This window comes from Prochlorococcus sp. MIT 1304, from assembly GCF_047305015.1.
GTDB classification, from domain to species: Bacteria; Cyanobacteriota; Cyanobacteriia; order PCC-6307; family Cyanobiaceae; genus Prochlorococcus_A; species Prochlorococcus_A marinus_E.
This window is the reverse complement of record NZ_CP138974.1, coordinates 695,213-720,511: the sequence shown is the minus strand read 5'-3', so window position 1 is coordinate 720,511 and position 25,299 is coordinate 695,213. Positions and strand designations below refer to the sequence as shown.

25 protein-coding genes are annotated in these 25,299 nt (G+C 32.8%); 18 read left to right on the top strand and 7 right to left on the bottom strand.

The window, feature by feature from the left end; translation table 11 throughout:
• Positions 1-12 precede the first annotated feature (12 nt).
• Together SIB45_RS03915 and hemB are read right to left on the bottom strand one after the other, a co-directional pair.
• Positions 13-399, bottom strand: coding sequence for a VOC family protein (locus SIB45_RS03915; RefSeq protein ID WP_011862260.1), 387 nt, complete (start codon positions 397-399; stop codon positions 13-15).
• A gap of 62 nt (positions 400-461) precedes the next feature.
• The gene (hemB, locus tag SIB45_RS03910; protein WP_011862259.1) at positions 462-1,463 is read right to left on the bottom strand and encodes a porphobilinogen synthase; all 1,002 of its coding nucleotides are present in this window, start codon (positions 1,461-1,463) and stop codon (positions 462-464) included.
• Positions 1,464-1,687: 224 nt separating this feature from the next.
• On the opposite strand from hemB, the gene SIB45_RS03905 reads away from it, so the two are divergent.
• The 3 genes from SIB45_RS03905 to SIB45_RS03895 are packed head-to-tail and all read left to right on the top strand — an operon-like array spanning position 1,688 to position 4,629.
• Positions 1,688-3,340, top strand: a complete 1,653-nt coding sequence (locus tag SIB45_RS03905) for a SulP family inorganic anion transporter (RefSeq protein WP_011862258.1) — start codon at positions 1,688-1,690, stop codon at positions 3,338-3,340.
• Positions 3,341-3,346: 6 nt separating this feature from the next.
• Positions 3,347-4,345, top strand: a complete 999-nt coding sequence (locus SIB45_RS03900; RefSeq protein ID WP_011862256.1) for a sodium-dependent bicarbonate transport family permease — start codon at positions 3,347-3,349, stop codon at positions 4,343-4,345.
• A gap of 2 nt (positions 4,346-4,347) precedes the next feature.
• A complete protein-coding gene (locus SIB45_RS03895) occupies positions 4,348-4,629 on the top strand; it encodes a P-II family nitrogen regulator (RefSeq protein WP_041484740.1) in 282 nt (93 codons plus the stop codon).
• A gap of 17 nt (positions 4,630-4,646) precedes the next feature.
• On the opposite strand, the gene SIB45_RS03890 is transcribed toward SIB45_RS03895, so the two are convergent.
• Positions 4,647-5,603, bottom strand: a complete 957-nt coding sequence (locus tag SIB45_RS03890) for an NAD(P)/FAD-dependent oxidoreductase (protein WP_011862254.1) — start codon at positions 5,601-5,603, stop codon at positions 4,647-4,649.
• A gap of 249 nt (positions 5,604-5,852) precedes the next feature.
• Between SIB45_RS03890 and SIB45_RS03885 the strand changes: the two genes are divergently transcribed.
• Both SIB45_RS03885 and SIB45_RS03880 read left to right on the top strand, forming a co-directional pair.
• On the top strand, positions 5,853-6,170 hold the full coding sequence (locus SIB45_RS03885) for a hypothetical protein (protein ID WP_011862253.1): 318 nt from the start codon (positions 5,853-5,855) through the stop codon (positions 6,168-6,170).
• Positions 6,167-7,834 carry an ABC1 kinase family protein gene (locus SIB45_RS03880; RefSeq protein ID WP_011862252.1) on the top strand — a complete coding sequence of 556 codons (1,668 nt, stop codon included), beginning with the start codon at positions 6,167-6,169 and terminating at the stop codon, positions 7,832-7,834. The genes SIB45_RS03885 and SIB45_RS03880 overlap by 4 nt, the downstream gene beginning before the upstream one ends.
• 4 nt (positions 7,835-7,838) lie before the next feature.
• Here SIB45_RS03880 and eno read toward each other — a convergent pair whose 3' ends face one another.
• Complete coding sequence (gene eno / locus SIB45_RS03875) at positions 7,839-9,131, bottom strand: phosphopyruvate hydratase (protein WP_011862251.1); 1,293 nt, start codon at positions 9,129-9,131, stop codon at positions 7,839-7,841.
• 257 nt (positions 9,132-9,388) lie between these two features.
• Between eno and SIB45_RS03870 the strand changes: the two genes are divergently transcribed.
• From SIB45_RS03870 to SIB45_RS03825, 10 genes are all read left to right on the top strand, one after another.
• A complete protein-coding gene (locus SIB45_RS03870) occupies positions 9,389-12,145 on the top strand; it encodes an ATP-dependent Clp protease ATP-binding subunit (protein ID WP_011862250.1) in 2,757 nt (918 codons plus the stop codon).
• A gap of 62 nt (positions 12,146-12,207) precedes the next feature.
• Entirely contained in the window at positions 12,208-12,450 is a 243-nt protein-coding gene (gene secE / locus SIB45_RS03865; protein ID WP_011862249.1) for a preprotein translocase subunit SecE, read from the top strand.
• A gap of 51 nt (positions 12,451-12,501) precedes the next feature.
• On the top strand, positions 12,502-13,113 hold the full coding sequence (gene nusG / locus SIB45_RS03860) for a transcription termination/antitermination protein NusG (protein WP_011862248.1): 612 nt from the start codon (positions 12,502-12,504) through the stop codon (positions 13,111-13,113).
• A 67-nt stretch (positions 13,114-13,180) separates the two neighbouring features.
• Positions 13,181-13,606, top strand: a complete 426-nt coding sequence (gene rplK / locus SIB45_RS03855; protein ID WP_002805232.1) for a 50S ribosomal protein L11 — start codon at positions 13,181-13,183, stop codon at positions 13,604-13,606.
• A gap of 66 nt (positions 13,607-13,672) precedes the next feature.
• Positions 13,673-14,380, top strand: a complete 708-nt coding sequence (gene rplA / locus SIB45_RS03850; RefSeq protein WP_011862247.1) for a 50S ribosomal protein L1 — start codon at positions 13,673-13,675, stop codon at positions 14,378-14,380.
• 190 nt (positions 14,381-14,570) lie between these two features.
• Complete coding sequence (gene rplJ / locus SIB45_RS03845) at positions 14,571-15,098, top strand: 50S ribosomal protein L10 (RefSeq protein ID WP_011862246.1); 528 nt, start codon at positions 14,571-14,573, stop codon at positions 15,096-15,098.
• 28 nt (positions 15,099-15,126) lie between these two features.
• On the top strand, positions 15,127-15,522 hold the full coding sequence (gene rplL / locus SIB45_RS03840; protein WP_011817694.1) for a 50S ribosomal protein L7/L12: 396 nt from the start codon (positions 15,127-15,129) through the stop codon (positions 15,520-15,522).
• Positions 15,523-15,569: 47 nt separating this feature from the next.
• A complete protein-coding gene (rnhA, locus tag SIB45_RS03835) occupies positions 15,570-16,289 on the top strand; it encodes a ribonuclease HI (protein WP_011862245.1) in 720 nt (239 codons plus the stop codon).
• A gap of 6 nt (positions 16,290-16,295) precedes the next feature.
• Complete coding sequence (locus SIB45_RS03830) at positions 16,296-17,465, top strand: quinone-dependent dihydroorotate dehydrogenase (protein ID WP_011862244.1); 1,170 nt, start codon at positions 16,296-16,298, stop codon at positions 17,463-17,465.
• A 17-nt stretch (positions 17,466-17,482) separates the two neighbouring features.
• Positions 17,483-18,607, top strand: coding sequence for a pyridoxal phosphate-dependent aminotransferase (locus tag SIB45_RS03825; RefSeq protein WP_011862243.1), 1,125 nt, complete (start codon positions 17,483-17,485; stop codon positions 18,605-18,607).
• Here the strand turns inward: SIB45_RS03825 and SIB45_RS03820 are convergent.
• Entirely contained in the window at positions 18,586-19,677 is a 1,092-nt protein-coding gene (locus tag SIB45_RS03820) for a UDP-N-acetylglucosamine--N-acetylmuramyl-(pentapeptide) pyrophosphoryl-undecaprenol N-acetylglucosamine transferase (protein WP_011862242.1), read from the bottom strand. The two genes, SIB45_RS03825 and SIB45_RS03820, sit on opposite strands and share 22 nt — an antisense overlap.
• A gap of 41 nt (positions 19,678-19,718) precedes the next feature.
• Between SIB45_RS03820 and SIB45_RS03815 the strand changes: the two genes are divergently transcribed.
• Positions 19,719-20,444, top strand: a complete 726-nt coding sequence (locus SIB45_RS03815; RefSeq protein WP_011862241.1) for a hypothetical protein — start codon at positions 19,719-19,721, stop codon at positions 20,442-20,444.
• Between the two features lies 1 nt (position 20,445).
• On the opposite strand, the gene SIB45_RS03810 is transcribed toward SIB45_RS03815, so the two are convergent.
• Positions 20,446-21,654 carry a phosphoglycerate kinase gene (locus SIB45_RS03810; protein WP_011862240.1) on the bottom strand — a complete coding sequence of 403 codons (1,209 nt, stop codon included), beginning with the start codon at positions 21,652-21,654 and terminating at the stop codon, positions 20,446-20,448.
• 213 nt (positions 21,655-21,867) lie between these two features.
• On the opposite strand from SIB45_RS03810, the gene ylqF reads away from it, so the two are divergent.
• Both ylqF and SIB45_RS03800 read left to right on the top strand, forming a co-directional pair.
• On the top strand, positions 21,868-22,740 hold the full coding sequence (ylqF, locus tag SIB45_RS03805; protein ID WP_011862239.1) for a ribosome biogenesis GTPase YlqF: 873 nt from the start codon (positions 21,868-21,870) through the stop codon (positions 22,738-22,740).
• Positions 22,731-23,690, top strand: coding sequence for an RluA family pseudouridine synthase (locus SIB45_RS03800; protein WP_011862238.1), 960 nt, complete (start codon positions 22,731-22,733; stop codon positions 23,688-23,690). Before ylqF ends, SIB45_RS03800 begins: the two co-directional genes overlap by 10 nt.
• Here SIB45_RS03800 and SIB45_RS03795 read toward each other — a convergent pair.
• Positions 23,683-25,281 carry an ABC transporter ATP-binding protein gene (locus SIB45_RS03795; RefSeq protein WP_011862237.1) on the bottom strand — a complete coding sequence of 533 codons (1,599 nt, stop codon included), beginning with the start codon at positions 25,279-25,281 and terminating at the stop codon, positions 23,683-23,685. The two genes, SIB45_RS03800 and SIB45_RS03795, sit on opposite strands and share 8 nt — an antisense overlap.
• Positions 25,282-25,299: the final 18 nt, after the last annotated feature.

The following is a 25,299-nucleotide window of genomic DNA, read 5'->3' as shown; positions in this document are numbered from 1 at the left end:
AAAAAAAAAGAATCAAACATTCGATTGAATCCCTTCAGGAGGAACATAAAGCATCTCTAGCCAATTTCCTTCAGTATCCTTCATATAAAAAGATGCTGTTCCATCTCTATGTTCATGTAAAGGGCCAACTTTTACACCAGAATTTTTTAAATCATTTTGAATATTTTCCACTTCTTTTTTATTTTCAAAATGAAAAGCAAAGTGAGGTCCCGCAGCTTTGTAGCTAGGACCTAATAACGCAAGTCCATCTTTCCCTTTACCAGCTTCTAAATAAGACCAATCTTTATCGTCCCAAACTAAATTCATACCCAGCTTAATATAAAAAGATTTTGCCCTTTCGAGATTTTCTACTCTAAGTGCAATGTGACCAATCCTATTTACTCCTTGTGAAAGCTTCAAAACAAAGTAGTTAATTTATTTCTTTTCTAAGAATAAACTAAATTTTTACTAATAATGAGTTTTTAAGTATCCTGCAACCATTGAGATGCATCACAAGCATGATAAGTTAGTATTAACTTTGCTCCTGCTCTTTTAAAACTAAGCAATGTTTCTAATACAATATCTTTCTCGTTAATCCAGTTCTTCATAGCAGCAGACTTTACCATGGAATACTCCCCACTAACGTTGTATGCAGCTATAGGTTTATTTGAAAAAGTGCTTAATCTATAAACAATATCCAAGTATGAAATTCCTGGTTTTACCATCAAAATATCAGCTCCTTCATACTGATCCAATGCAGATTCAATCAAAGCCTCTTTAGAATTCGCAGGGTCCATTTGATATGTAGACTTATTGTCTGGAATTATTTTCTTACTATTTTCTCTAGGAGCCGAATCTAAAGCAGTTCTAAATGGTCCATAATAAGCAGATGAATATTTTGCTGTATAACTAATAATACCTACATCACTAAATCCTTGGCTATCGAGAGCAGCTCTGATTGCTCCAACTCTCCCATCCATCATGTCACTAGGACCAATAAAATCCGCTCCAGCTCTTGCTTGTGTTAAAGCTTGTTTTTTTAAAATTTCAATTGTTTCGTCGTTCAATATTTTTCCAGTTTCATCAACTAATCCATCATGACCATCACAAGAGTATGGATCCAAGGCAACATCTGTCATTATTGCCATTTCTGGAATCTCTTTTTTTAAGATTCGAATAGCCCTAGGAATTAAACCGTCTTCATTAAAACATTCTGCTCCATCTTCAGTCTTTAAACTATCGTTAACTTTTGGGAAAAGAACTACACACCTTATTCCTAATTGCCATGCCCTAGTAACCTCCTTTATTAAGCCATTAATATCCCATCTATAAGTTCCGGGCATTGCTGAAATTTCCTCTTTAAAGTCTTTTTCATGAATAAATAATGGATATATAAAGTCAGATGCCATTAGATGGTTTTCTCTAACCATTTCTCTAATTGCTTCAGTTCTTCTTAATCTTCTAGGACGAATAATCGAATTCATTTGAATATTATTTAAATTGAAAAATATTTATCTAATACATTAGTCGCTCGCCTCGCACATAAATCAATCAGAGACTACTTTTGTTCAGGAAAATTAACTAAAATTTATTTAGTGAGAGCAAAAAAAAGTTACAAAAATATTTTGCACAATCTTCATTTTTCACAAATTTACGTCATTAAGAGATAATATCTTCTAGTTAAGTATTTATTTTAAGGAGAGCATCTTTGAAAATAATTAATGGATTTCATCTGAAAAATGTAAGAGGGGATATTCTTGGAGGCATCACAGCCGCAGTAGTGGCTTTACCTCTCGCTCTTGCTTTTGGTAATGCTGCGTTGGGACCTGGCGGTGCAATTTATGGACTATACGGAGCAGTAGTAGTTGGTTTTTTAGCAGCATTATTCGGCGGAACACCTGCTCAAGTTAGTGGGCCTACCGGTCCAATGAGCGTGACCGTTGCAGGAGTAGTGGCAAGTTTAGCTGCTGTTGGGGTTCCAAAAGATCTCTCTGCTGGACAAATTCTTCCATTAGTAATGGCAGCAGTAGTTATTGGAGGTTTATTACAAATATTATTTGGAATTTTAAAACTAGGGAAATATATTACTCTCGTACCATATTCTGTAGTGTCAGGATTTATGTCTGGTATTGGTTTCATAATCATTGCACTTCAAATTGGGCCATTACTTGGAATTACCACTCAGGGAAAGGTAATAGATTCTTTAACAACTGTTTTTTCTAATTTCCAACCCAACCCTGCAGCTATTGGTATATCTGTAATGACATTAGGGATAGTATTTCTGACACCTAGAAAAATTAGTCAATGGGTACCTGCTCCTCTTTTAGCATTATTGATAGTAACTCCAATATCAATATTTATGTTTGGGGAAGGCGAATTAGTTAGAATTGGTGATATTCCAAGAGGGGTACCTTCCTTAAATATTCCGAGTTTTAATCAATATCTTCCAATTATTTTCCAAGCAGGCTTGGTACTGGCTGTGCTTGGAGCAATTGATTCTTTACTTACATCTTTAGTTGCAGACAATATTTCTCAAACTAAGCATAATTCTGACAGAGAGCTAATTGGACAAGGAATAGGTAATGCAGTAGCTGGTCTTTTCACCGGATTACCTGGTGCAGGAGCAACAATGAGAACCGTTATAAACGTCAAATCTGGAGGTTCTACTCCTATTTCTGGAATGGTTCACTCAGTTGTTTTATTAATAGTATTAGTAGGGGCAGGACCATTAGCAGAGCAAATTCCTAACGCTTTACTTGCAGGTATTCTTATAAAAGTTGGTCTAGATATTATTGATTGGGGGTTCTTGAGAAGAGCTCACAAATTATCTCTTAAAACATCTGCGGTAATGTACGGCGTACTTCTAATGACTGTTTTTTGGGATCTAATCTGGGCAGTATTAGTTGGTGTTTTCATAGCAAATATGCTCACTATTGATTCAATAACCGAGACTCAACTAGAAGGCATGGATGAGGATAATCCTTTATCAAAAGATGATCAAGCTAAAAATGCATTACCTGCTGATGAAAAAGCTTTACTAGATAGATGTGCAGGAGAAGTAATGTTATTTAGACTCAAAGGACCACTTAGTTTTGGAGCGGCTAAAGGTATATCTGAGAGAATGATGCTAGTAAGAAACTACAAGGTTTTAATATTAGATATTACTGATGTACCAAGACTTGGAGTGACGGCGACTCTCGCGATAGAGGATATGATGCAAGAAGCAAAAAATAATTCCAGAAAAGCATTTGTTGCTGGGGCAAATGAAAAAGTAAAAGATAGATTAGCTAAGTTTGGAGTTGAAGGAATCATTGAGACAAGAAAAGAAGCTTTAGAAACCGCTCTAAATGAAATAGCCTAATAATTTATGGAAATAAATCCAATTCTGCAAAATGTATTAGCCCCGCCAGTTCTTTTCTTTTTAATTGGAGCAATATCAGTACTATTTAAATCTGATTTAGAAATACCAGCTCCATTGCCTAAACTCTTCTCCTTATATTTGCTCTTAGCCATTGGGTTTAAAGGAGGTATAGAGATACAGAGAAGTGGGTTTACAGATCAAGTATTGCCGACTTTAAGCGCTGCAATACTAATGTCACTATTAATACCTCTGATTGGATTTTTAATTTTAAGATTTAAGTTTGATGTCTTTAATTCCGCTGCAATAGCTGCAGCATACGGTTCAATTAGTGCTGTTACATTTATTTCCGCAGAAAGTTTTTTGGAAAGTCAAAAAATAGCTTTTGATGGTTTTATGGTTGGAGCCTTAGCTTTAATGGAATCTCCTGCAATAATTGTTGGATTATTACTTGTGAAATTTGCAGCTCCTAAAAATAGGCCAAAATCAAGAAAAATGCATCTAAGCGCAATATTACACGAATCACTTTTGAATGGATCAGTTTATTTATTGCTCTCAAGTTTAATTGTAGGATTTCTTACTGCTTCCAGTAATCCCTCAGGGATTGCAAAAATGGAGCCTTTTACTGGACAATTATTTTATGGAGCAGAATGCTTCTTCTTGTTAGATATGGGAATAGTCGCTGCTCAAAGATTGCCTAGACTGAAGAATGCAGGTTCCTTCTTGATTGGCTTTGCTATTTTTATGCCGTTATTTAATGCATTTATTGGTGTTTTTGTTGCAAGATTTTTATCTTTAGGACCTGGCAACGCACTTTTATTTGTGGTTTTATGTGCGAGCGCATCTTATTTAGCAGTTCCTGCAGCGATGAGGATGACGGTACCAGAAGCCAAATCTAGTTATTATATTTCAACTACACTAGGTCTAACTTTCCCATTCAATATAGTTCTCGGCATTCCCATATATATGAGTTTAGTAAATACCATTATCCCACTTTCCCCTCTATGAAAATGAAAAGATTAGACTTGATATTTAGTGAAAGAGAACTAGATGCAATCATTAAAACATTAGAAAAAGCTAATGTTCCTGGATACACTGTTATGAAGCACGCCACAGGCAGAGGGCCTGAAAGAGTTGTTACTGAAGATATGGAATTTACTGGATATGGATCAAACGCTCATGTAATTGTTTTTTGTGAGCAAGAAATAATAGATAAAATGAGAGATAACATCAGGGACGATTTAAGCTACTACGGAGGAGTTGCTTATATTTCTGAGGCAACACCCCTTTAAAGTAAAGAAGATATTTTTTAAGAATGAATCCAATCTACTCTTATATTTTTTCTACTATTTAGATATCTATCAATTGACATCGCGGCAATACATCCATCAGAAGCCGCTACAACTGCTTGCTTAAATGGAGTATTTCTTATATCTCCAATAGCCCATACTCCATCAGAGTTTGTAGACATAAAGTCATCCACAATAACTCCTCCATCTTCTTTTAAAGCGATTTGATCCCCTAAAAAATCAGTAATCGGCTTTGAACCACTCATATATACAAAGACGCCATCTAAATTTAAATTGATAGGATTTTCTTCTTGCTTATTTTTTACAACAACCCCATTAACACCCATATCATCACCCAATATTTCTAATAACCTTGTTCTACTCCAATGTTTTATATTTGAACTAGCCATCAATTCCATAGCTTCCTCATTATCTGATTTAGGATCACTTGATGTAATCCAATGTACAGTTGATGCAAATTTAGTTAGAACAGTTGCCTCTTCAATTGCCTCCTTATTCACTCCAACAACGGCAACTTCTCTATTTTTATAAAAAGCTCCATCACATGTAGCACAATAACTTACTCCTTTGCCGAGAAAATCGGCTTCACCCTTAAATGATGCAGGCCTACCCATAGCTCCACTTGCTAGTACAAGTGCTCTAGCTTTAAAAGTACCCTCGGGCGTATAAACCATTTTCCATTCTCCACTAGTATCTATTCCAAACACTTGTGCTCTTCTATAATCTGTTCCGTATTGCACAGCCTGTTCTCTCATTAGAGTAAGTAATTTCTCCCCACTGATATCAACCGGAACACCTGGATAATTAGCTATTTGATGAGTTATTGCTAAGGCGCCAACAGATGGATTTTTATCTAGTACGACTGTCTTTAAGTTTGAACGAGATGTATAAAGTGCGCAAGTACATCCGGCCGGACCTCCTCCGATAATAACTACATCTGACTCAATGATTTCCAATTTAATAAAACTCCTTTTTAGTAGTTAATTAGATGAGCTCTTGGTTAGAAGATATCTTTAATGTAAATACCTAACCTTTAGATATAAGTTAAAAGAAAAAATAGAAAAAAGCATAATATAGAAACAAACTTACATAGGAAAAACAAAAAAAATTAATTATCAAATTCATCAGTTACGTGAAATGTTCTCTATTGAACTATTATTAGGTCATATCGAAAAATCAATTGCCGTAGAAACATTATATTTTTCATGACAAACTCTGACTACCTTTTAAAAGCTGCCATTAAGAAAGTAACCGAAAAATTAAACGAGATATTGGTTGAAAAAATTGAAGAAGCAACAAATATTGCTCAGGATGCTCCTGAAATTCTCAAAAAAGAATTTGACGGTTTGAAAGAATCCATAATCGAAGAAGCATCAAGAATGGAAAAAGCCGAAAATATTCAAAAGGATGAGTACACAAAAACTTATCAAGATTCGAAAATAAAAAAAGCTTTAAATGAAATTGAAGATATTAATGAACAAATTGATCTGTTTAATAAAACAATAAATAATCAAATTAAATGAGTTTTCAAATTCTTCATTATCGTTTAAAAAAATTGAAGAGGGCTTTTCTTATTTGGAAAACTCTTATTTCGCTTTTAATAAATTTGTGGATAGATAATATTAGATTTACAATTTTCCAAATTAAAAGCAATGAAAAAAGTAGGGTCCAAATTAAAAGAGCTAGGTGGTTTACTAATCAATTAATAAATCTTGGTTCAGCATTTATTAAAATTGGACAATTATTATCAGCGAGACCTGATTTAATTCCTAATACCTGGATACAGGAATTGTCTAAATTGCAAGATCAAGTTCCTAATTTTTCATTTGAGCAAATTGAAGAAACTATAAGAGAAGAACTAGGGTCCAAGTTTTATGAAATAGATCAAATAATAGCTGATCCGGTTGGATCAGCATCACTAGCTCAGGTTCATAGGGCGACTTTAAAAGATGGCAAGAAAGTAGTATTCAAAGTTCAAAGACCCAATTTAAAAGAATTGTTTATTATCGATTTGGGCATAATGCAGCAGATAGCAGGATTGTTGCAAAAAAACAAGAACTGGAGTCGAGGTAGAAACTGGGTTGAGATTGCTAAAGAGTGCAGAAAAGTTCTCATGAAGGAGCTTGATTTTAATTGTGAAGCACAATATGCAGCAAGATTTAGACAGCAATTTCTTGATGATGTAAATGTTGAAGTTCCTGAAGTGATTTGGGATATGAGCAGTGAAAAAGTGCTTTGCTTAAGTTATCTTGAGGGAACGAAAATAAGCGATTTAGAAAAATTAAAATTACAAGAAATTGATTTGCCTAAAATTGCAGAAATAGGGGCTATAAGCTATCTAAAACAATTAGTAAATTACGGTTTTTTCCATGCAGATCCTCATCCAGGGAATCTAGCAGTTTCAAAAAAAGGTAAATTGATTTTTTATGATTTTGGAATGATGGGCAACATTTCAAATAATCTTCAAACAAGATTAGGGGGGATGGTTAAGGCTGCCGCATTAAGAGACGCCTCATCACTTGTTAGCCAATTACAGCAAGCTGGGCTAATTTCAAAAGATATTGATGTTGGACCAGTCAGAAGATTAGTCAGACTGATGCTTAAAGAGGCCTTAACTCCCCCATTTAGCCCAAATATTATTGAAAAATTATCTGGAGATTTATACGAACTTGTTTATGAAACACCATTTCAACTACCAGTAGATTTAATCTTTGTGATGAGAGCTTTATCAACTTTTGAAGGAGTTGGCAGAATGCTCGATCCAGGGTTTAACCTTGTATCAGTTACCAAGCCTTATTTAATAGAACTTATGACTTCAAATAACCAAACTCCCAACGATTTAATTAACCAATTTGGAAGGCAAGTAGGTGAACTAGGATCTAAAGCTGTTGGAATTCCCAAAAGAATAGATGAAAGTTTAGAAAGATTAGAACAGGGCGATTTACAATTGCAAATAAGAATGGGAGAGTCTGATAGGCAATTCAAAAAAATGTTTACCGCTCAAAAAACTTTAGGCCATTCAATTCTTATAGGCAGCTTATCAATTGCATCTGCATTACTAGTAACCAATAAACAAAATAATTTTGCATTGTTGCCACTTCTTTTTGCAGTACCAATAAGTATTGATTGGATAAAATGCCAATTAAGTATGAGAAAAGGCTCACGTTTAGAAAAACTAAAGCAATAATAAACTATATATTTTTGGGACCTAAACCTAAAGCTCCAGCGAATCTTGCTTGATTTCCCAATTCCTCTTCAATTTTTAAAAGCCTATTATATTTTGCAATCCTTTCACTTCTACTCAAAGAGCCGGTCTTGATCTGCCCCGATCTCGTGGCGACAGACAAATCAGCAATTGTTGTATCTTCAGTCTCACCACTTCTATGACTAATAACACTTGTGAAACCAGACATTTTAGCTAACTCAATAGCTTCCAAAGTTTCAGTTAATGTTCCAATTTGATTTACCTTTATTAGGATTGAATTAGCAGATTTTTCCATAATCCCTTTCCTTAACCTTTCTGTATTAGTAACGAATAAATCATCACCTACAAGCTGAACTTTATTTCCTAATTCTTTGTTTAATTCTGACCAACCCTCCCAATCATCCTCAGCTAAACCGTCCTCTATTGAAACTATTGGATAATTGGAAACTAGTCTTGAAAGATATGAAATCATTTCAGAACTATTTAAACTTTTCCCTTCATATTTGTATATACCATCACTATAAAATTCAGTACTAGCAGCATCTAAAGCTAAAGATACCTGCTCACCAGGCTTGAATCCGGCTTTTTGAATTGCTTCTAATAATAAGTCCCCTGCCTCTTCGCTTGATGACAAATTCGGGGCGAATCCACCCTCATCTCCTACAGCAGTAGATAGACCTTTTTGATCAAGTAATGATTTTAATGAGTGAAAAATTTCAGTACCCATTCTTAATGATTCACTGAAATTGTTAACTCCATGTGGGACAAGCATAAATTCCTGAAAATCAAGACTATTTGGTGCATGAGCACCACCATTTATTACATTCATCAATGGTACTGGAAGAAGATTGGATAATGGATCTCCAAGATATCTATAGAGGGGAATGTCTAAAGCATTTGCTGATGCTCTAGCAGTTGCAAGACTTACTGCAAGGATTGAATTTGCTCCAAGGTTAGACTTATTAGGAGTTCCATCAATTTCAATCATTAATTTATCTACTGCAATTTGATCTAAAGATGACAAACCACATAAAGCCGGCGATATTGTTTCATGAATTTTATTAACAGCATTCAAAACGCCTTTGCCCATATATTTTGAACCACCATCTCTTAATTCATGTGCCTCATGAGCACCAGTGCTAGCTCCGCTGGGAACAATTGCTCTACCACTTGCACCACATTCCAAGAATACTTCTGCCTCTACAGTTGGATTACCTCTTGAATCAAGGACTTGCCTTGCTTCAACAGTATCAATAAGGAATTCAATAGTTTCTTTCACAATTTAAATATTACTATTTAAATCCTATTAATAGCTGAACTATTTGGCTAACATCTGAAATATATATGTTAACCAATTATAATTTTTTTTTGAACAACTTAGATAATAATTCAGAGTTTTATTAATTTCTAACTCCACACAACCCTTTAATAAATCTTCTTTGAAATTTCATCTTACAATTTGAAAATTATTGGATGATTATTAATGCATATCCTATTTAGAATATTAATTAATAATCAACTGTAGTTTTATAGTTTATGAGAGAAACCCTTACATCCAGTCCCGAATTATTTAGCGATATCAGTTGGAACCTTCTTTTATTAGGGGAAGAAACCGCAAAAAAATGGGATCATAGCGAATTTAATATTGAACACATAATTCATACATTGTTCTCATCAAGTGAATTCTTTGCTTTCATTGAAAAATTATCAATCGACCAAGATACAGTTTTAGACATAACAGAAGATTTTTTAGAAGAGACACCAACAAATGAGTCAGATATTTTTACTATCGGAGAAGATTTAGAAATTTTATTAGATAACGCGAATCAGATTAAAACTCAATGGGGATCGAGATTAATAGAAATCCCTCATTTACTAATTGCTCTTGGAAGAGATTTAAGAATTGGGAATTATGTTTTTGAAGAAGGAAACCTTTCAATGGAAAAATTAGAGGAAGAATTAAAGTTTTACCCAAATATTAATCAATCAAAAGATTCTTTTAATTATGGGAATGTAATTGAAATAAATAATCAATCTAATTTTGAATCAGATAAAGAAACTTTAGTTAAAGAAGAAAAATTGAAAAAAGCTATTGTTCCATTACCGAAAAGTGAACTTCAAATTGAAACCAAAAAACAAGTTGGAAAAGATGAAAATGCTCTTTCAATTTATGGAAAAGATTTAACAGAATCAGCTAAAAAAGGCTTAATGGATCCCATTTTAGGAAGAGAAAATGAGATCAATAATTTAATGAGGGTACTCTGCAGAAGAAACAAAAATAACCCTATACTCATTGGCAATCCTGGAGTTGGTAAAACCTCAATTGCAAAATTACTTGCTCAATTAATTGTAGACAAAAAAGTTCCTGATACTTTAAAGGACTTAAAAATTATTTCACTTGACTTAGGTGCATTAGTTTCTGGGACCAAATTTAGAGGTCAACTAGAAGAAAGACTAAGTTTAATAATACAGGAACTAAATAATCCAAACCAAGGAATGATTCTATTTATTGATGAAATTCACTCAATATTAAGTTCTGACAGATCTTCTACCAACATCAGTAATGTTTTAAAACCTTTACTAGCTGAAGGAGAACTTAGATGTATCGGTACAACAACACCTGAGAAATTTCGTGAAACTATTGAAAAAGATCAGGCATTAAATAATTGCTTTCAAAAGATAGCTGTTAATGAACCTTCAGTAGAATTAAGCGCAAAAATACTACAAGGTATCAAAAAGAAATATGAATCACATCATGGCATAAAAATTTCTGAAGAGGCTGTAAACTATTCTGCAAAATTAGCCGATAGATACATCAGCGATAAATGTCTCCCTGATAGCGCAATAGATTTAATTGATGAAGCAGCTGCACAGTTGAAAATCGAGTCTAATAATGTGCCTCAAATCATTCTTCAACAAGAAAACAAACTTAATACAATTGATGAAAAATTGAATAATTTGCAAGGAGAAAATATCGAAGCTCAAGAAAAACTATTGAATAATAGACAACAATCAGAGGCAAAATTGAACCTTCTTTTAGAAAATTGGAACAATTTACGTGAAGAAATGGAGGAATTATCTATTTTAATGAAAGAAGAAGATAAGATAACCAAACAAATTAAAGATAAATCAAATCGAGAAATTGAAAATGATCTAGATTATTTAGAAAAGCTTGAAGAAGAGTTAAGTGAAATAGAGAATGACATACAAAAAGTTGAAGAGAACTTTAATAAAATAAAGAAAAATAGAAATTTCCCTTTTAAATATCAAGTTGAACCTGATGATATTGCTGATGTTGTCTCAAAAATTACAGGTATTCCAATTTCTAAAGTAGTTTCAAATGAGCGTAAGAAATTAGTCAATCTAGAGACAGAACTAAGTGAAAAAGTTATTGGACAAGAAAAAGCTATAGAAGCTGTTTCTGCTGCAATTAGAAGAGCTCGCGTTGGCATGAAAAGTCCTAAAAGACCTATCGGATCTTTTTTATTTATGGGTCCTACAGGCGTTGGTAAAACAGAATTAGCAAAATCTCTTGCAACAGCTTTATTTGATGAAGAAGACGCACTTTTAAGATTAGACATGAGTGAATATATGGAGAAAAATGCTGTAGCAAGGCTTTTGGGAGCTCCTCCAGGTTATGTTGGTTATGAAGAGGGAGGTCAATTAACTGAAGCTGTAAGACGTAAACCCTATTCAGTAATACTTCTTGATGAGATAGAAAAAGCACATTCAGAAGTTTTTAATATCCTTTTACAAGTTTTAGATGAAGGAAGATTAACGGACTCTCAAGGAAGGACAGTAGACTTCAAAAATACCGTAATCATTATGACAAGCAACCTAGCTGGTAAATCTATACTGGAATATTCACAAAAAATTTCTAGAAGTGATGGAAAGTTAGAAAAAGACCAACAAAACTTAGATGACTCCATTAGTAATACATTGTCTTCAATTTTTAGACCTGAATTTTTAAATAGAATTGATGAAGTGGTAAAGTTTAATCCATTATCTATTGATGAACTTCAAAAAATAATAATTTTACAAACAGAAGATTTAAAAAACCTGCTACTTGAACAAAAAATAAATATCGCTATAGACAAAAAAGTTATTAATAAAATTGCAAATGATTCTTACGAACCTGAATATGGTGCTAGGCCACTTAGCAGGGAACTTAGAAGACAAATAGAAAATCCCTTGGCTGCAAAACTTTTAGAGGAAAACTTCAAAAACAAAAAAAATATAATAATTAAACTTAACCCTGCTAAAAAAGATGAGATCATTTTCAAACCTAGCTGAGGAGTAAATCAATAAGCTAAAATAAAAATTAAAGCGTAAAGCTTAATTTCAAAAAAAATTTTGTGACAAGTCCTACTACTAATAAAGAACCTGTTAAAAAGGATTCTCCTGCAGTTGAAGAGCCTAAAAAAAAGAATAATTTTTTTAGATCTACCTACGATGAGCTTAAACTTGTAGTGTGGCCTAACAAACAACAACTTTTTAGCGAATCAGTAGCAGTTATAATTATGGTATCGTTTTCTGCTGCAGCCATTGCTTCTGTTAGCAGATTCTATGGATGGGCAGCCTCGCAAATTTTTGGTTGAATTATCTCCCGAATATCCACTAATAAAGATCTTAATTAAGCTTCAAGAAAAATGAGTGATGAATTAACTACAAGCCTTGCTTCTTCAAAAGCAAATACAAGCATCGCAAGATGGTATGCCGTTCAAGTAGCATCAAGCTGTGAGAAAAAAGTAAAAGCGACTCTTGAGCAGAGATCAGTAACTTTAGGTGTTAATAATAGAATCATTGAAATTGAAATTCCCCAAACTCCAGGAATTAAATTAAAAAAAGATGGAAGCAGACAAACTACTGAAGAAAAAGTTTTCCCAGGTTATGTCCTCGTAAGAATGATTTTGGATGAAGATACAATGATGGCTGTTAAAAGTACCCCCAATGTAATTAACTTTGTTGGTGCTGAAGACGGTAGAGGCAGCGGAAGATCGCGAGGTCATATCAAACCTCGACCATTATCAAGACAAGAAGTTAATAGAATCTTTAAGCGCGCATCAGAGAAAAAAGCTGTAATCAAGTTAGATATTGAAGAAAAAGATAGAATCATTGTAACTAGTGGTCCATTCAAGGATTTCCAGGGAGAAGTTATAGAAGTTTCTGGAGAAAGAAATAAATTAAAAGCGTTACTTTCAATATTTGGGCGCGAGACTCCTGTAGAATTAGAATTCTCCCAAATCAATAAACAAAATTAATTTCTAATTGTTCTTGTTTATCGAGTAAAATTATGATTTTCTACTTAAGCTTAAATTTTCTAATCTAATGGCAAAAAAAATTGTTGCAGTTATCAAGCTTGCTCTACAAGCAGGCAAAGCAAATCCTGCTCCTCCTGTAGGGCCAGCTTTAGGACAACATGGTGTCAATATCATGGCATTTTGCAAAGAATACAACGCAAGAACACAAGATAAAGCAGGTTTTGTAATTCCAGTCGAGATTTCTGTTTTTGAAGATAGAAGCTTTACTTTTATCACAAAAACACCTCCTGCTTCCGTCTTAATAACAAAAGCAGCTGGCATAGAGAAAGGATCAGGTGAATCCGCAAAAGGCTCTGTTGGGAATATAAGTAAAGCTCAATTAGAAGAAATAGCCAAAACTAAGCTTCCTGATCTAAACTGTTCAAGTGTTGAATCAGCAATGAAGGTGATTGAGGGTACTGCTCGTAATATGGGCGTCTCTATCACTGATTGAGTTCAATACAAAATTTCTCACTATTTAGGGGAGGTTAGTTAATAACCGTTTGCACCCAACATTATTATGAAAAAACTATCCAAAAGAATGGCGGCTCTATCAACTAAGATAGAAGATCGCATTTACGCACCACTTGAGGCTCTTAGTATTATCAAGGAAAATGCTAATGCAAAATTTGATGAAACTATTGAAGCACATATACGTTTAGGTATTGATCCAAAATATACAGATCAACAATTAAGGACCACTGTTGCTTTACCACATGGTACTGGCCAAAGCATCAAAATTGCAGTAATTACGAGCGGTGAGAATGTATCGAAAGCTAAGGCTGCTGGTGCAGATTTATTTGGCGAAGAAGATCTTGTGGAAAGCATCAACAAAGGAAATATGGAGTTTGATCTTCTTATTGCAACTCCAGATATGATGCCAAAGGTTGCAAAATTAGGAAGAGTTTTAGGACCTAGAGGTTTAATGCCTAATCCTAAAGCTGGGACAGTAACTAATGACATTGCTAATGCAATAAAAGAATTCAAAGCCGGTAAGCTCGAATTTAGAGCAGATAAAGCTGGAATCGTCCATGTCCGCTTTGGAAAAGCAAGTTTCACAAAAGAGGCTCTATTTGACAACTTAAAAACCTTACAAGAATCAATTGATAAAAACAAACCAAGTGGAGCTAAGGGAAAGTATTGGAAAACTTTTTATGTAACTTCAACAATGGGGCCTTCAGTTCAAGTGGACATAAATGCCGTACAAGATTACCAACCTGAAGGTTAACGCTTTGTAGTATAATATTAATTGCAATAATACGGCCAAAGAAAGTAGGTTGATTTAGTTATTCTAAATTTTTAATTCCTACCGAGGACTCGTCTTAAGTTATTTCTTTTTGGATCTAATAAAAGCGGCCTCTTTAAAAGGACTTTGCCGCATTTCCTGCTCTCCCTAAATTACGATCCAAAAAACATCAATGGGCCGAACACTAGAGAATAAGCAACAAATCGTTACTGAGATTAAATCTCTATTAAACGACTCGGAAATGGCTGTAGTTCTTGACTATAAAGGTTTAACTATCAAAGAAATGTCAGATTTGCGATCTAGATTGCAAACAACTAATGGCATTTGCAAAGTTACTAAAAATTCATTAATGCGTAAAGCTATTGATGGAGATAGTAATTGGAACGATCTTGAATCTTTACTGACCGGAACAAATGCTTTCGTCTTAATCAAAGAAGATGTTGGTGGTGCTGTAAAAGCTATCCAATCTTTTCAAAAAGACACCAAAAAATCCGAAACCAAAGGAGCTTTATTCGAAGGCAGACTTCTAAGCGATTCTGAAATAAAAGAAATTGCAAGTCTTCCATCCAAAGAAGTATTGATGGCAAAAATTGCTGGCGCTCTTAATGGCGTTGCAACAAAAATTGCGATCTCTATTAATGAAGTACCTTCTGGACTTGCTAGATCACTTAAACAACATTCTGAAAAATCAGAATCCTAAATTGAAAACCTAATTAACTTTTAAGAAAATGTCCGCAAAAACTGAAGAAATTCTTGAATCATTAAAATCTCTATCACTTTTAGAAGCATCTGAGCTTGTAAAGCAAATTGAAGAGGCTTTTGGTGTATCTGCTGCAGCATCTGCAGGCGTAGTAATGGCAGCTCCTGGAGCAGCTGGCGGTGACGCAGATGGTGGCGCTGCTGAAGAAAAAACTGAATTTGATGTAGTTCTCGAAAGCTTTGATGCAGCTGCAAAAATCAAAGTACTTAAAGTTGTAAGAAATGCAACTGGTCTAGGTCTTGGCGATGCAAAAGCACTTGTTGAATCTGCACCAAAAACAGTAAAAGAAGGAATTGCTAAAGCAGATGCTGAATCTTTAAAGAAAGAGATTGAAGAAGCTGGCGGTAAAGTTACACTTAAGTAAGAGAATATTTTTTCAAGCCGATAGACTTTATATCGGCTTCAAAAATTATGAATATTGATTGTATTGCAATTGAAGCTGCAACAGATGGAGCCTGCAGTGGTAATCCAGGTCCAGGAGGTTGGGGTGGTTTAATAATTTTTGATGACAAAAGTGAATTAGAAATAGGTGGTTCCGAGCAAAATACTACTAATAATAGAATGGAACTAACTGCGGCTATAAAAACACTTGAGAAATTAAAAACCTTCAAATTAAAAGAAAACTTTAAATTAAGAACTGATAGTAAATATGTAATAGAAGGGTATACAAAATGGATTATTAATTGGAAGAAGAATGGATGGAAAACAAGCTCAGGAAAATCAGTTCAGAATCTTGATTTATGGCAAAAAATTGATCAATTAAGAATTAATGGTCTTGTAATGGAATATGTTAAAGGCCATAGCGGTGACAAACAAAATGATAGGGTAGATAAAATCGCGACCAACTATAGCAAAGGTATATCTCTAAAAAGTAACTTAAAAGAGTCTGAATCTTCAGTAGAATTTTTTGAAAAAAATGCACCTTCAGAAATTCAGGAATTATTTTCAAGAAATGAATTAATTCAAAAATTTGCTGACAAAAAGTACTTGTTAAATTCACTAGAACTAAGTAATTTATTAGGTGAAGAAAACCAGATAAATATAAAACAATATTTACTTTTTGAATGGCGTAATTGGAGATTGATTCCCAAAGATAAAAAATATTGGATAATAGAAAAAAAAGAATTCTAATTTTTTATGAATGAACAGCAGGGGGTATTTAAAAATCTTTATAAAAACTTGATGACACCTATACTAAAAAATGATTCTGGAATAGATGCAGAATATTTAACTAATTTATCTCTTAGCCTTCTATCATTTAGTTCAAGAAAATATAATTGGCCTTTAGTTTCATCAATCCTAAAAAATTTAAATGAAGAATTTTCTGTAATTGATAAAAGGTTAAGTCAAAACATATGTGGAATAAATTTTTGTAATCCAATTGGTTTAGCTGCAGGTTTTGACAAAAATGGGAATGCTGCAAATATATGGAAAGATTTTGGTTTTGGATTTGCAGAACTTGGAACAGTAACTAAATTTGCTCAAAATGGCAATCCAAAACCAAGGTTATTTAGATTAGCTGAAGAAGAAGCAGCATTAAATAGGATGGGTTTCAATAATAATGGTGCTGAAAATCTGGTTAAAAATTTTCTTGAGCAGGGTATCGAGTTCAAAAAAAATAGGGATAATATTTGTTTAGGGATAAATTTCGGTAAGTCTAAAATCACAAGCTTATCTCAAGCAAAAGATGATTATTTAACTTCTCTAGAATTATTAATTCCATATTGTGATTACGCAGCAATAAACGTAAGTTCTCCAAATACTGAAGGACTAAGAAAGTTGCAAGATCCAATACTTCTAAAAGACCTTCTTAGAGCAATTAAAAACTTACCTAATTGTCCACCATTATTTGTAAAAATTGCGCCAGATTTAAGCCTTAAAGATATTGAAGATATTTGCAAGTTAATAATCGAGGAAAATATAGATGGGATAATTGCTACTAACACCAGCATAGATAGATTAGGTCTTGAAAATAGGAAGATAAGGCAAACAGGATTATTACTTTCTGAAGAAAATGGAGGCTTAAGTGGAAAACCTTTACAAAAAAAAGCAAATCAAGTCATAAAAGATATTCGTAATATTGATAAAAATATTATTTTAATTGGCGTTGGTGGAATCGATAGTCCTGAGTCGGCTTGGGAAAGAATTTGTTCTGGAGCATCATTAATTCAACTTTATACGGGATGGATATATAAGGGGCCACAATTAGTCCCCAATATACTTGAAGGAATTTTAAAGCAACTCAATATCCATCAATTGTCCAATATTAAAGAGGCCATTGGATCAGATTTAAAATGGGTTAAATAAAAATTAGAAAATGAATAATGAACAAATCCGAAACTAATGATTACTCAACATTAGCCATGCAAATATCAGACTTAAAGCATGGAGGAAATGTATATGCAAATGCAAAAAAATTAAATTTATTACCCTCTGAAATCATTGACGCAAGTGCCTCGTTAGTACCCTTTGATCCACCTCAAATACTAATAGATTCATTAAATGCGGGAATTAAGAATCTTGGATTTAGATATTACCCAGAGAGAAACTTGAGTGATCTGAAAGAAATAATCGGTAAATTTCATGGGATAAATCCAGATAATATATTGCCTGGAAATGGAGCTTCTGAGCTAATAACCTGGGCAGGTTATGAAGCATCCAAATTTGGAATAAGTTGTATTCCTTCTCCATCATTTGTTGATTATGAAAGATCTTTAAATTGTTGGAATAGCAATTTTGTACATTGCGAATTACCAAAAAACTGGAATGATATTTTTCCTCAATCATTCCCGCTTCATCCAAAAGGTGATGTTATTTGGATAACAAATCCACATAACCCTACCGGTCAATTATGGGAAAAGAATTCATTGGAGGAACTTGTAAAAAAATATAAATTAGTTATCTGTGATGAAGCTTTCTTATCGATAACACCTAATGGAGACAAAGAATCTTTAATACCATTAACCCAAAGATTTGATAATTTATTAGTCTTGAGAAGCTTGACTAAAATCTTCAATATTCCTGGTCTTAGATTAGGTTACGTTATTGGTTCATCGAAAAAACTTAAGCAATGGGAAATAAAAAGAGATCCTTGGCCTTTAAATTCATTTGCTATTAAAGCCGGAATTGATCTACTAAGTAATAAGAAATTCTATGAACAATGGACAAAACAGATTCACAGCTGGATAAATATTGAAAAAAAGAGAGTATTTGAAAAATTATCAAAAATAGAGAGTCTTAAAGTTCATAACTCTTCAACCAACTTTTTTTTAGTAGAAAGTAAAACATCCTTGTCGCCAAATATCAAATACTTAGAAAATAAGGGAATATTGCTTAGAGAATGCACTTCATTTAGATTTCTTGACGAAAAGTGGGCAAGAATAAGTTTGCAGAACAGCAAAAATAACACTCTTTTATGTGAAGAAATTCAGAATTCCTTCAAAAAATAATTAATAAATTTTTTAATCTCAATTTTAGATTTTATTTTTTTATTATTTTCCATATTCTTCTTCATGAGATCTAATATTTCATAATGATTTTTTCCCTTTTTTGATTTTATTTTAAAAATTCTTTCTAGAGTTTCTTCAAAAACTTCTTTAGAAATATTATTCTGATTTATTAGGATTGAGCCTCCACTTTCAGCAAGAATCATTGCATTTTTCTCCTGATGGTTATTTTTAGAATTTGGATATGGAATTAAAATTGAAGGTTTTTCAGACTCTATTAGTTCATTGATGGTCCCTGCACCAGATCTCGATATTACAAGATCACAGTTTTGAATTAAAGCTGCGATTTCATTAGTAAATTTCTTTTGAACATAATTATTGGAAGTATTTAGATTAAAGTATTTTTGATTACATTCACCAATAATATGAACTATCCGAAACTGTTTTTTCATTAAAAAATCTAGAGATTCGTAAAGAATCTGATTTATAGCTTTTGCTCCTTGACTACCTCCCATAACAATCAAAAGAGGGCCTTTACCTTGAGGAACCCAATCTGGCAAGAGATTAGATTTATAAAATTGCTCTCTTAAAGGGGTACCAGTGAAAATAGTTTTACAATTTTTTAAATAAGAATTTGTTCTCTTAAATCCTAAAAGAACATAGTTACATAAAAAACCAAAATTTTTAGTTACCATTCCTGGAATTAAATTTGATTCGTGAATAATGACAGGTATTCTTAGAAGTTTTGAAGCGATAATAGTAGGTGCTGATATATAACCTCCAGTCGTAAAAACTAAGTTAATTTTTTCTTCTTTTAAGATCCAAATTACTTGGAAAGTTGACATTAAAATTCTAAAATATTGATAGAACAAAAAAATATTTTTTCTTGGTGTCTTTATATTTAAAGTCCTCAAATTATATTTTTTGGGAATAAAGTTTGCATCAAGTCTTTTATGCACGCCCAACCAATGTATGTTCCATTTATCCTCTACCTCTTTAGTAACTGCTAAAGCTGGGAAAATATGCCCTCCTGTTCCACTAGCTGCAACTAATAAATTATTTTTTTTAGACATAAAAACTTAAATTAGTAGAATAAAAATAACAATTGATAAATATGTTTATTTTAAGCTTATTCAAAAATATAGGAGTTTCTCTCTATTTATTTATTTATCTCATTATTCCCTATTCAGCAATATCGCAAACTTTAAAAATTGATTTTGCAAGAGATCTAGAAAACTCTTTAAATGCAAGAGATTTAGAGTTTATTAAAAAAAATTTCGGAAATGATGAAAGCCAAAATATAACAAAACAATTTTCAAAGATTATTAATGATTTCCCTGAGAGCAAATGGAAGATCAAAAAATTAAAATCTAATATTCCTAATAAAAATTTTTTAAAAATAAAAGTTTTTGGAGAAAAAATAGTTAATGGAGAAATATATATACTAAATTCCAATTTTGATTATTTATTTACAGTCGTAAATGGAAAAATAGATGAGGGACTTATCAAAAATTTATTCACAACAATAAGAAATGATAATAAGAAAATAGATATTAGTTTTAAAATTCCAGATAAAGTTTTAACCGGTTCGAAATATGATATTGACATTATTCTAAATAAACCTCTTGAAGAAGTGATTATTGCTGGAGCTATAAAACCACATCAAGTTAATTCTTTTTTTGAACAAGAAATATTATTGGAGCCATTATCATCAGGGGGTATTTTCAAAATGACAAGAGCTCCATCAAAACCAGGGATACAAATATGGTCAGGAATTATAGCTCATCCTGAAGGAATGATTACTTTCACAAAGAGTATTAATATTGTTGATAAGTTATAGCTTAAGCGTCGTTTAAAGCAGCTACACCAGGAAGAATTTTACCTTCTAGAAGTTCTAAACTAGCTCCACCTCCAGTAGATATATGAGACATTTTCTCTGCTAATCCTGCTTTTTCAACTGCTGCAACTGAATCTCCACCACCAATTATTGTACATACCTCAGAAAAAGCACTTAAGTCCGCAAGAGTCGTAGCTATTGCATTTGTACCGTCTGCAAATTTATCAAATTCAAAAACTCCCATTGGGCCATTCCAAATAATTGTCTTACATTCAGCAAGAGCATTCTGAAAAACTTTAATGGAATCTGGACCAATATCAAGACCCATCCAATTGCCACTAATTGAATCAATTTGAGATATTTTACTTTCGGCATCAGGCGAAAATTCATTAGCTAAAACGACATCAGTAGGTAATAATAATTCGACTCCTTTTGCTTTTGCTTTTGCCTCTAAATCTTTCGCAAGCTCGAGTTTATCTTCCTCTACTAGGCTCTTTCCTACATCTAAACCTCTAGCTTTATAAAAAGTAAAAATCATACCTCCACCAATCATGATTTTGTCGCATTTATCTAGTAAAGAATCAAGTACTCCTATTTTGCTACTAACCTTTGATCCTCCAACTATTGCTGCCAATGGACGATTTGGGGAATCTACAGCTCCTTGTAGGTATTTCAATTCTTTTTCTAAAAGGAATCCAGCTACTGAGGGACTTAAATAATTTGTAACACCCTGAGTTGAAGCATGCGCTCTATGAGCAGCACCGAAAGCATCATTTACATACATATCTGCATGTGACGCTAATTTTTGAGCAAACTCCAGGTCGTTCTTTTCCTCTTCACCAAAGAAACGAACATTTTCAAGTAAAAGAACATCTCTATTAGATAAGCTATTTGATTTTGCAACTGCTTCATCACCAATACAACTGTTAGTGAGAGCAACACTTTGCCCCAACAATTCACTTAATCTTGCTGCTACTGGAGTTAATCTCATTTTTTCATTTACCTGACCCTTTGGTCTACCAAAATGAGCAGCTAAAATAACTTTTGCGGAATGATTAACAAGATATTCAATAGTTGGGATCGCTGCACGAATACGAGTATCGTCGGTTATTTGGCCATCTTCATTTAATGGAACATTAAAATCTACTCTTACAAGAACTTTTTTTCCTTCTAAATGTGTCTTATCAAGACTGGAAAGAGATAATTTTGACATTAAACAAGCTATATTTATAATCTCAAGACCCTAACGTTAATTTGGGCTTATTGGGTTAAAAAGTAGTTACTGTTACCTATGCCTTAATAAATTTTAAAAATTAACGATTTTAAAAATTTTTTAGTTATTAAATTTATACTAAAATTTAGAAGTAAATACTTTTGAAACTTATAAAAACTAAAAGGAATACAAAATTTTATTTGATTTATTGAAGTGGACATACCCAAAATTCAATGGTACCCAGGCCATATCGCAAAAGCAGAAAAGAAATTATCTGAAGTTATCAATAAAGTAGATTTAGTCATAGAAGTTAGAGATGCACGAATTCCTTTGTCAACAGGACATCCACACTTAAATAAATGGATAAATAATAAAAAACACATTCTTGTTATTAACAGATCAGACATGGTCTCCCCTCATACAATCAATAGCTGGAATAAATGGTTTAATGCTAAAGATCAATATCCTCTTTGGTGTGATGCTAAAAGGGGAATAGGGATCAAAGAAATTTGTAAGTCAGCCAAAGATTCTAGGTCGTCAATTGACGATAGAAGACTCTCTAGAGGAATGCGAATTAGGCCAATTAGAGCCCTTACACTTGGTTTCCCAAACGTAGGAAAGTCAGCATTAATCAATAGAATTGCAAAAAAAAGAGTTGTAGATAGCGCTAGGAAAGCAGGCGTGACTCGTAATTTAAGATGGATAAAATTAGAAAGTGGTATAGATCTGCTAGATGCTCCTGGTGTTATACCTCCAAATTTAGAAGATCAAAAATCAGCACTTAATCTTGCACTGTGTGATGATATTGGTGAAGCTGCTTATGAAATAGAGAGTGTCGCAATTGAATTTATCAAAATTATATCCACTCTCAACAAAGATAAGAATGCAAATATCTCAGCTAAACAAATATCAAATAGATATGGAGTTGATATTACCAAAGGCTTTAAGAGTCCTTCTGCCTGGATCAACGAAGCAGCTTCCAAACATACCTCAGGTGATACAAGGAGAATGTCTCATAAGTTATTAGAAGATTATAGAAATCAAATGCTGGGTAAAATTGCTTTAGAAGTCCCACTATGGAATTAAATAATCAAAATTCTTTCGGCATTGGAGAAGGTGAGCTTATAGAAATTATTTATGAGCTACCTCTGCCTATGAGGCTAGACAGATGGTTGGTAAGTAAAAGGCCAGAACAAAGTAGAGCAAGAATTCAACATTTTATAAATTCAGGTTTAGTACTTGTAAACTATAAGACTGCAAAAGCAAAGACCCCATTAAAAAATGGCGACAATATTCAAATATGGATGCCTCCGCCAGAACCTCTTATTTATTTGAAACCTGAAAAAATGGATTTAAATATCCTTTTTGAAGACGAGCACATCATAGTAATCAATAAACAATCAGGTCTAATAGTTCATCCAGCGCCTGGAAACAAATCTGGAACTTTAGTGAACGGATTACTTTTTCACTGTAAAGATCTGCCTGGAATTAATGGGAAACTAAGACCTGGGATTGTTCACAGATTAGATAAAGATACTTCCGGATGTATGGTGGTTGCAAAAAGCCAAGAGGCATTAGTAAATCTTCAGAAACAAATTAAAGAAAAAATAGCATCACGCGAATATATTGCAGTAATTCATGGAGCACCTAATTCTGAAGAAGGCCAAATAGTGGGACACATTGGTAGAGATAAATTAAATAGATTGAAATATAAAGTAGTTGAAGAAACTTCAGGAAGGTATGCCCGAACCTATTGGAAATTAGAAGAAAGATTTGGCAATTACTCATTAATGAGTTTCAAACTAGATACGGGGCGAACGCATCAAATAAGAGTTCATTGCGCTCACATTAATCATCCAATTGTGGGTGATCCCTTATATGGAAGATGTAAAAAACTACCATGTAAATTAGATGGCCAAGCTTTACACGCCATCAAGCTTGGACTTATACATCCAATAAATGGTAAAGAAATGATATTTGAATCAGAATTACCATTAGATTTTCAAAAATTACTAAGTGTTCTTAAAGTTAAATGAGATTTAAAGAGGAATTTAGAAGCGATTTTGTATACGGGTTTTGAGTTTTAGTGAATATTGTAGAACTCTCTCCTTCATCAACTATCTTTCCATGATTCATAACTAGCAACCTATTACAAAATCTTTTAGCAATACCTAAATCATGGGTAATAAAAATAATCGTTAAATTCATTTTTTCTTGAAAGACTCTTAGTAATTCAAGAATCTCTATTTTTACTGAAGCATCCAACATATTTACGCTCTCATCACAAATTAAAATTTTTGGCTTCAACAATAGCGCCCTGGCCAATGCAATTCTTTGCAATTGACCACCAGATAATTGGTTAGGATAAGAATTAAAAAAATCATTATTTAAGGGAAGATTTAAATTTCTTAACATTAAATTTATTTCTTTTTCGATTTTTCTTTTATCTGAAATTTTTTGAATAAAAAATATATCTTTCAAAATATTTTTAATTGTCATTTTCGGATTCAAACTTGAAAAAGGATCTTGAAAAATAATTTGCACTTTATTGTTCTTTTTAAAATATTTATTTTTTTTCGATGCATGATTTTTATCATAAATTTTGATTTCACCACCTCTTACTTTAAGAAGTCCAATTAAAGCCCTGCATAATGTACTTTTACCACTCCCTGAAGAACCAACTATTCCAAGAGTCTCATTCTCATATAACTTGAAACTAACTTCATTTAAAGCCTTATTCCATTTATTAATGAAAATTGAAGAATTTAATTTATACCAATGTCTTAGGTTATTTACCTCTAGAACGATCTCATCTTGAGCATTATTTTTAGTATTTGGTTCTAATACTATTTTTGAAGCATTTACTAACTTTTTCCCTATATCTGATTGTGGTGATTGCAAAATATCTAATATATTCCCTTTTTCAACGATCGATCCCTTTTCAATTATTGCAACTTTTTTACACCACTTTGCTGCAAGATTAATATCATGACTAATTAAAATTAAAGTTGTATCAAATTCATTACATAGATGAATTATTTCTTGCATAATTTCAAAACTTGTTTTCGTATCTAAGCTTGTTGTAGGTTCATCAGCTATTAATAATTTAGGTTTCAAAGCAAGTGCCATTGCTATAGAAACTCTCTGTCTCATTCCACCGCTAAATTGATGTGGGAAAGAATCAAGTCTACTTTCTTCAATTCCGACTTTTTGAAAAACTTCTCTCACTAATTTTTTAATAGCTAAAGATGATTTAGTTTGATCATGTGTTTTAAATAATTCATATAAATGATCCCCAACTCTCATTAGCGGATTAAGTTTTTTTATAGAGTCTTGATAAATAAATCCAAAATTCTTTCTTCTAAATAATTGTGCATCTTTGTTGTTTATTTTCCTAGGATCTAAACTAGAAATCGATAGATACCCTTTAGAAGTGGCCTTTTCAGGCAATATATTTACTAATGTTTTTGCAAAAGTGGTCTTTCCACATCCAGAGGGTCCTATTATGGCCAAATGATCTCCACTATCTATTTCCAAATTAAAATTTTTGATAATAGGTTGCTGTTTTAGACCATATTTAACAGTCAGATTTTTAACTACAATAATTTTTCCTTTATTTTTTTCCATGATTTATAGCAAATTTTT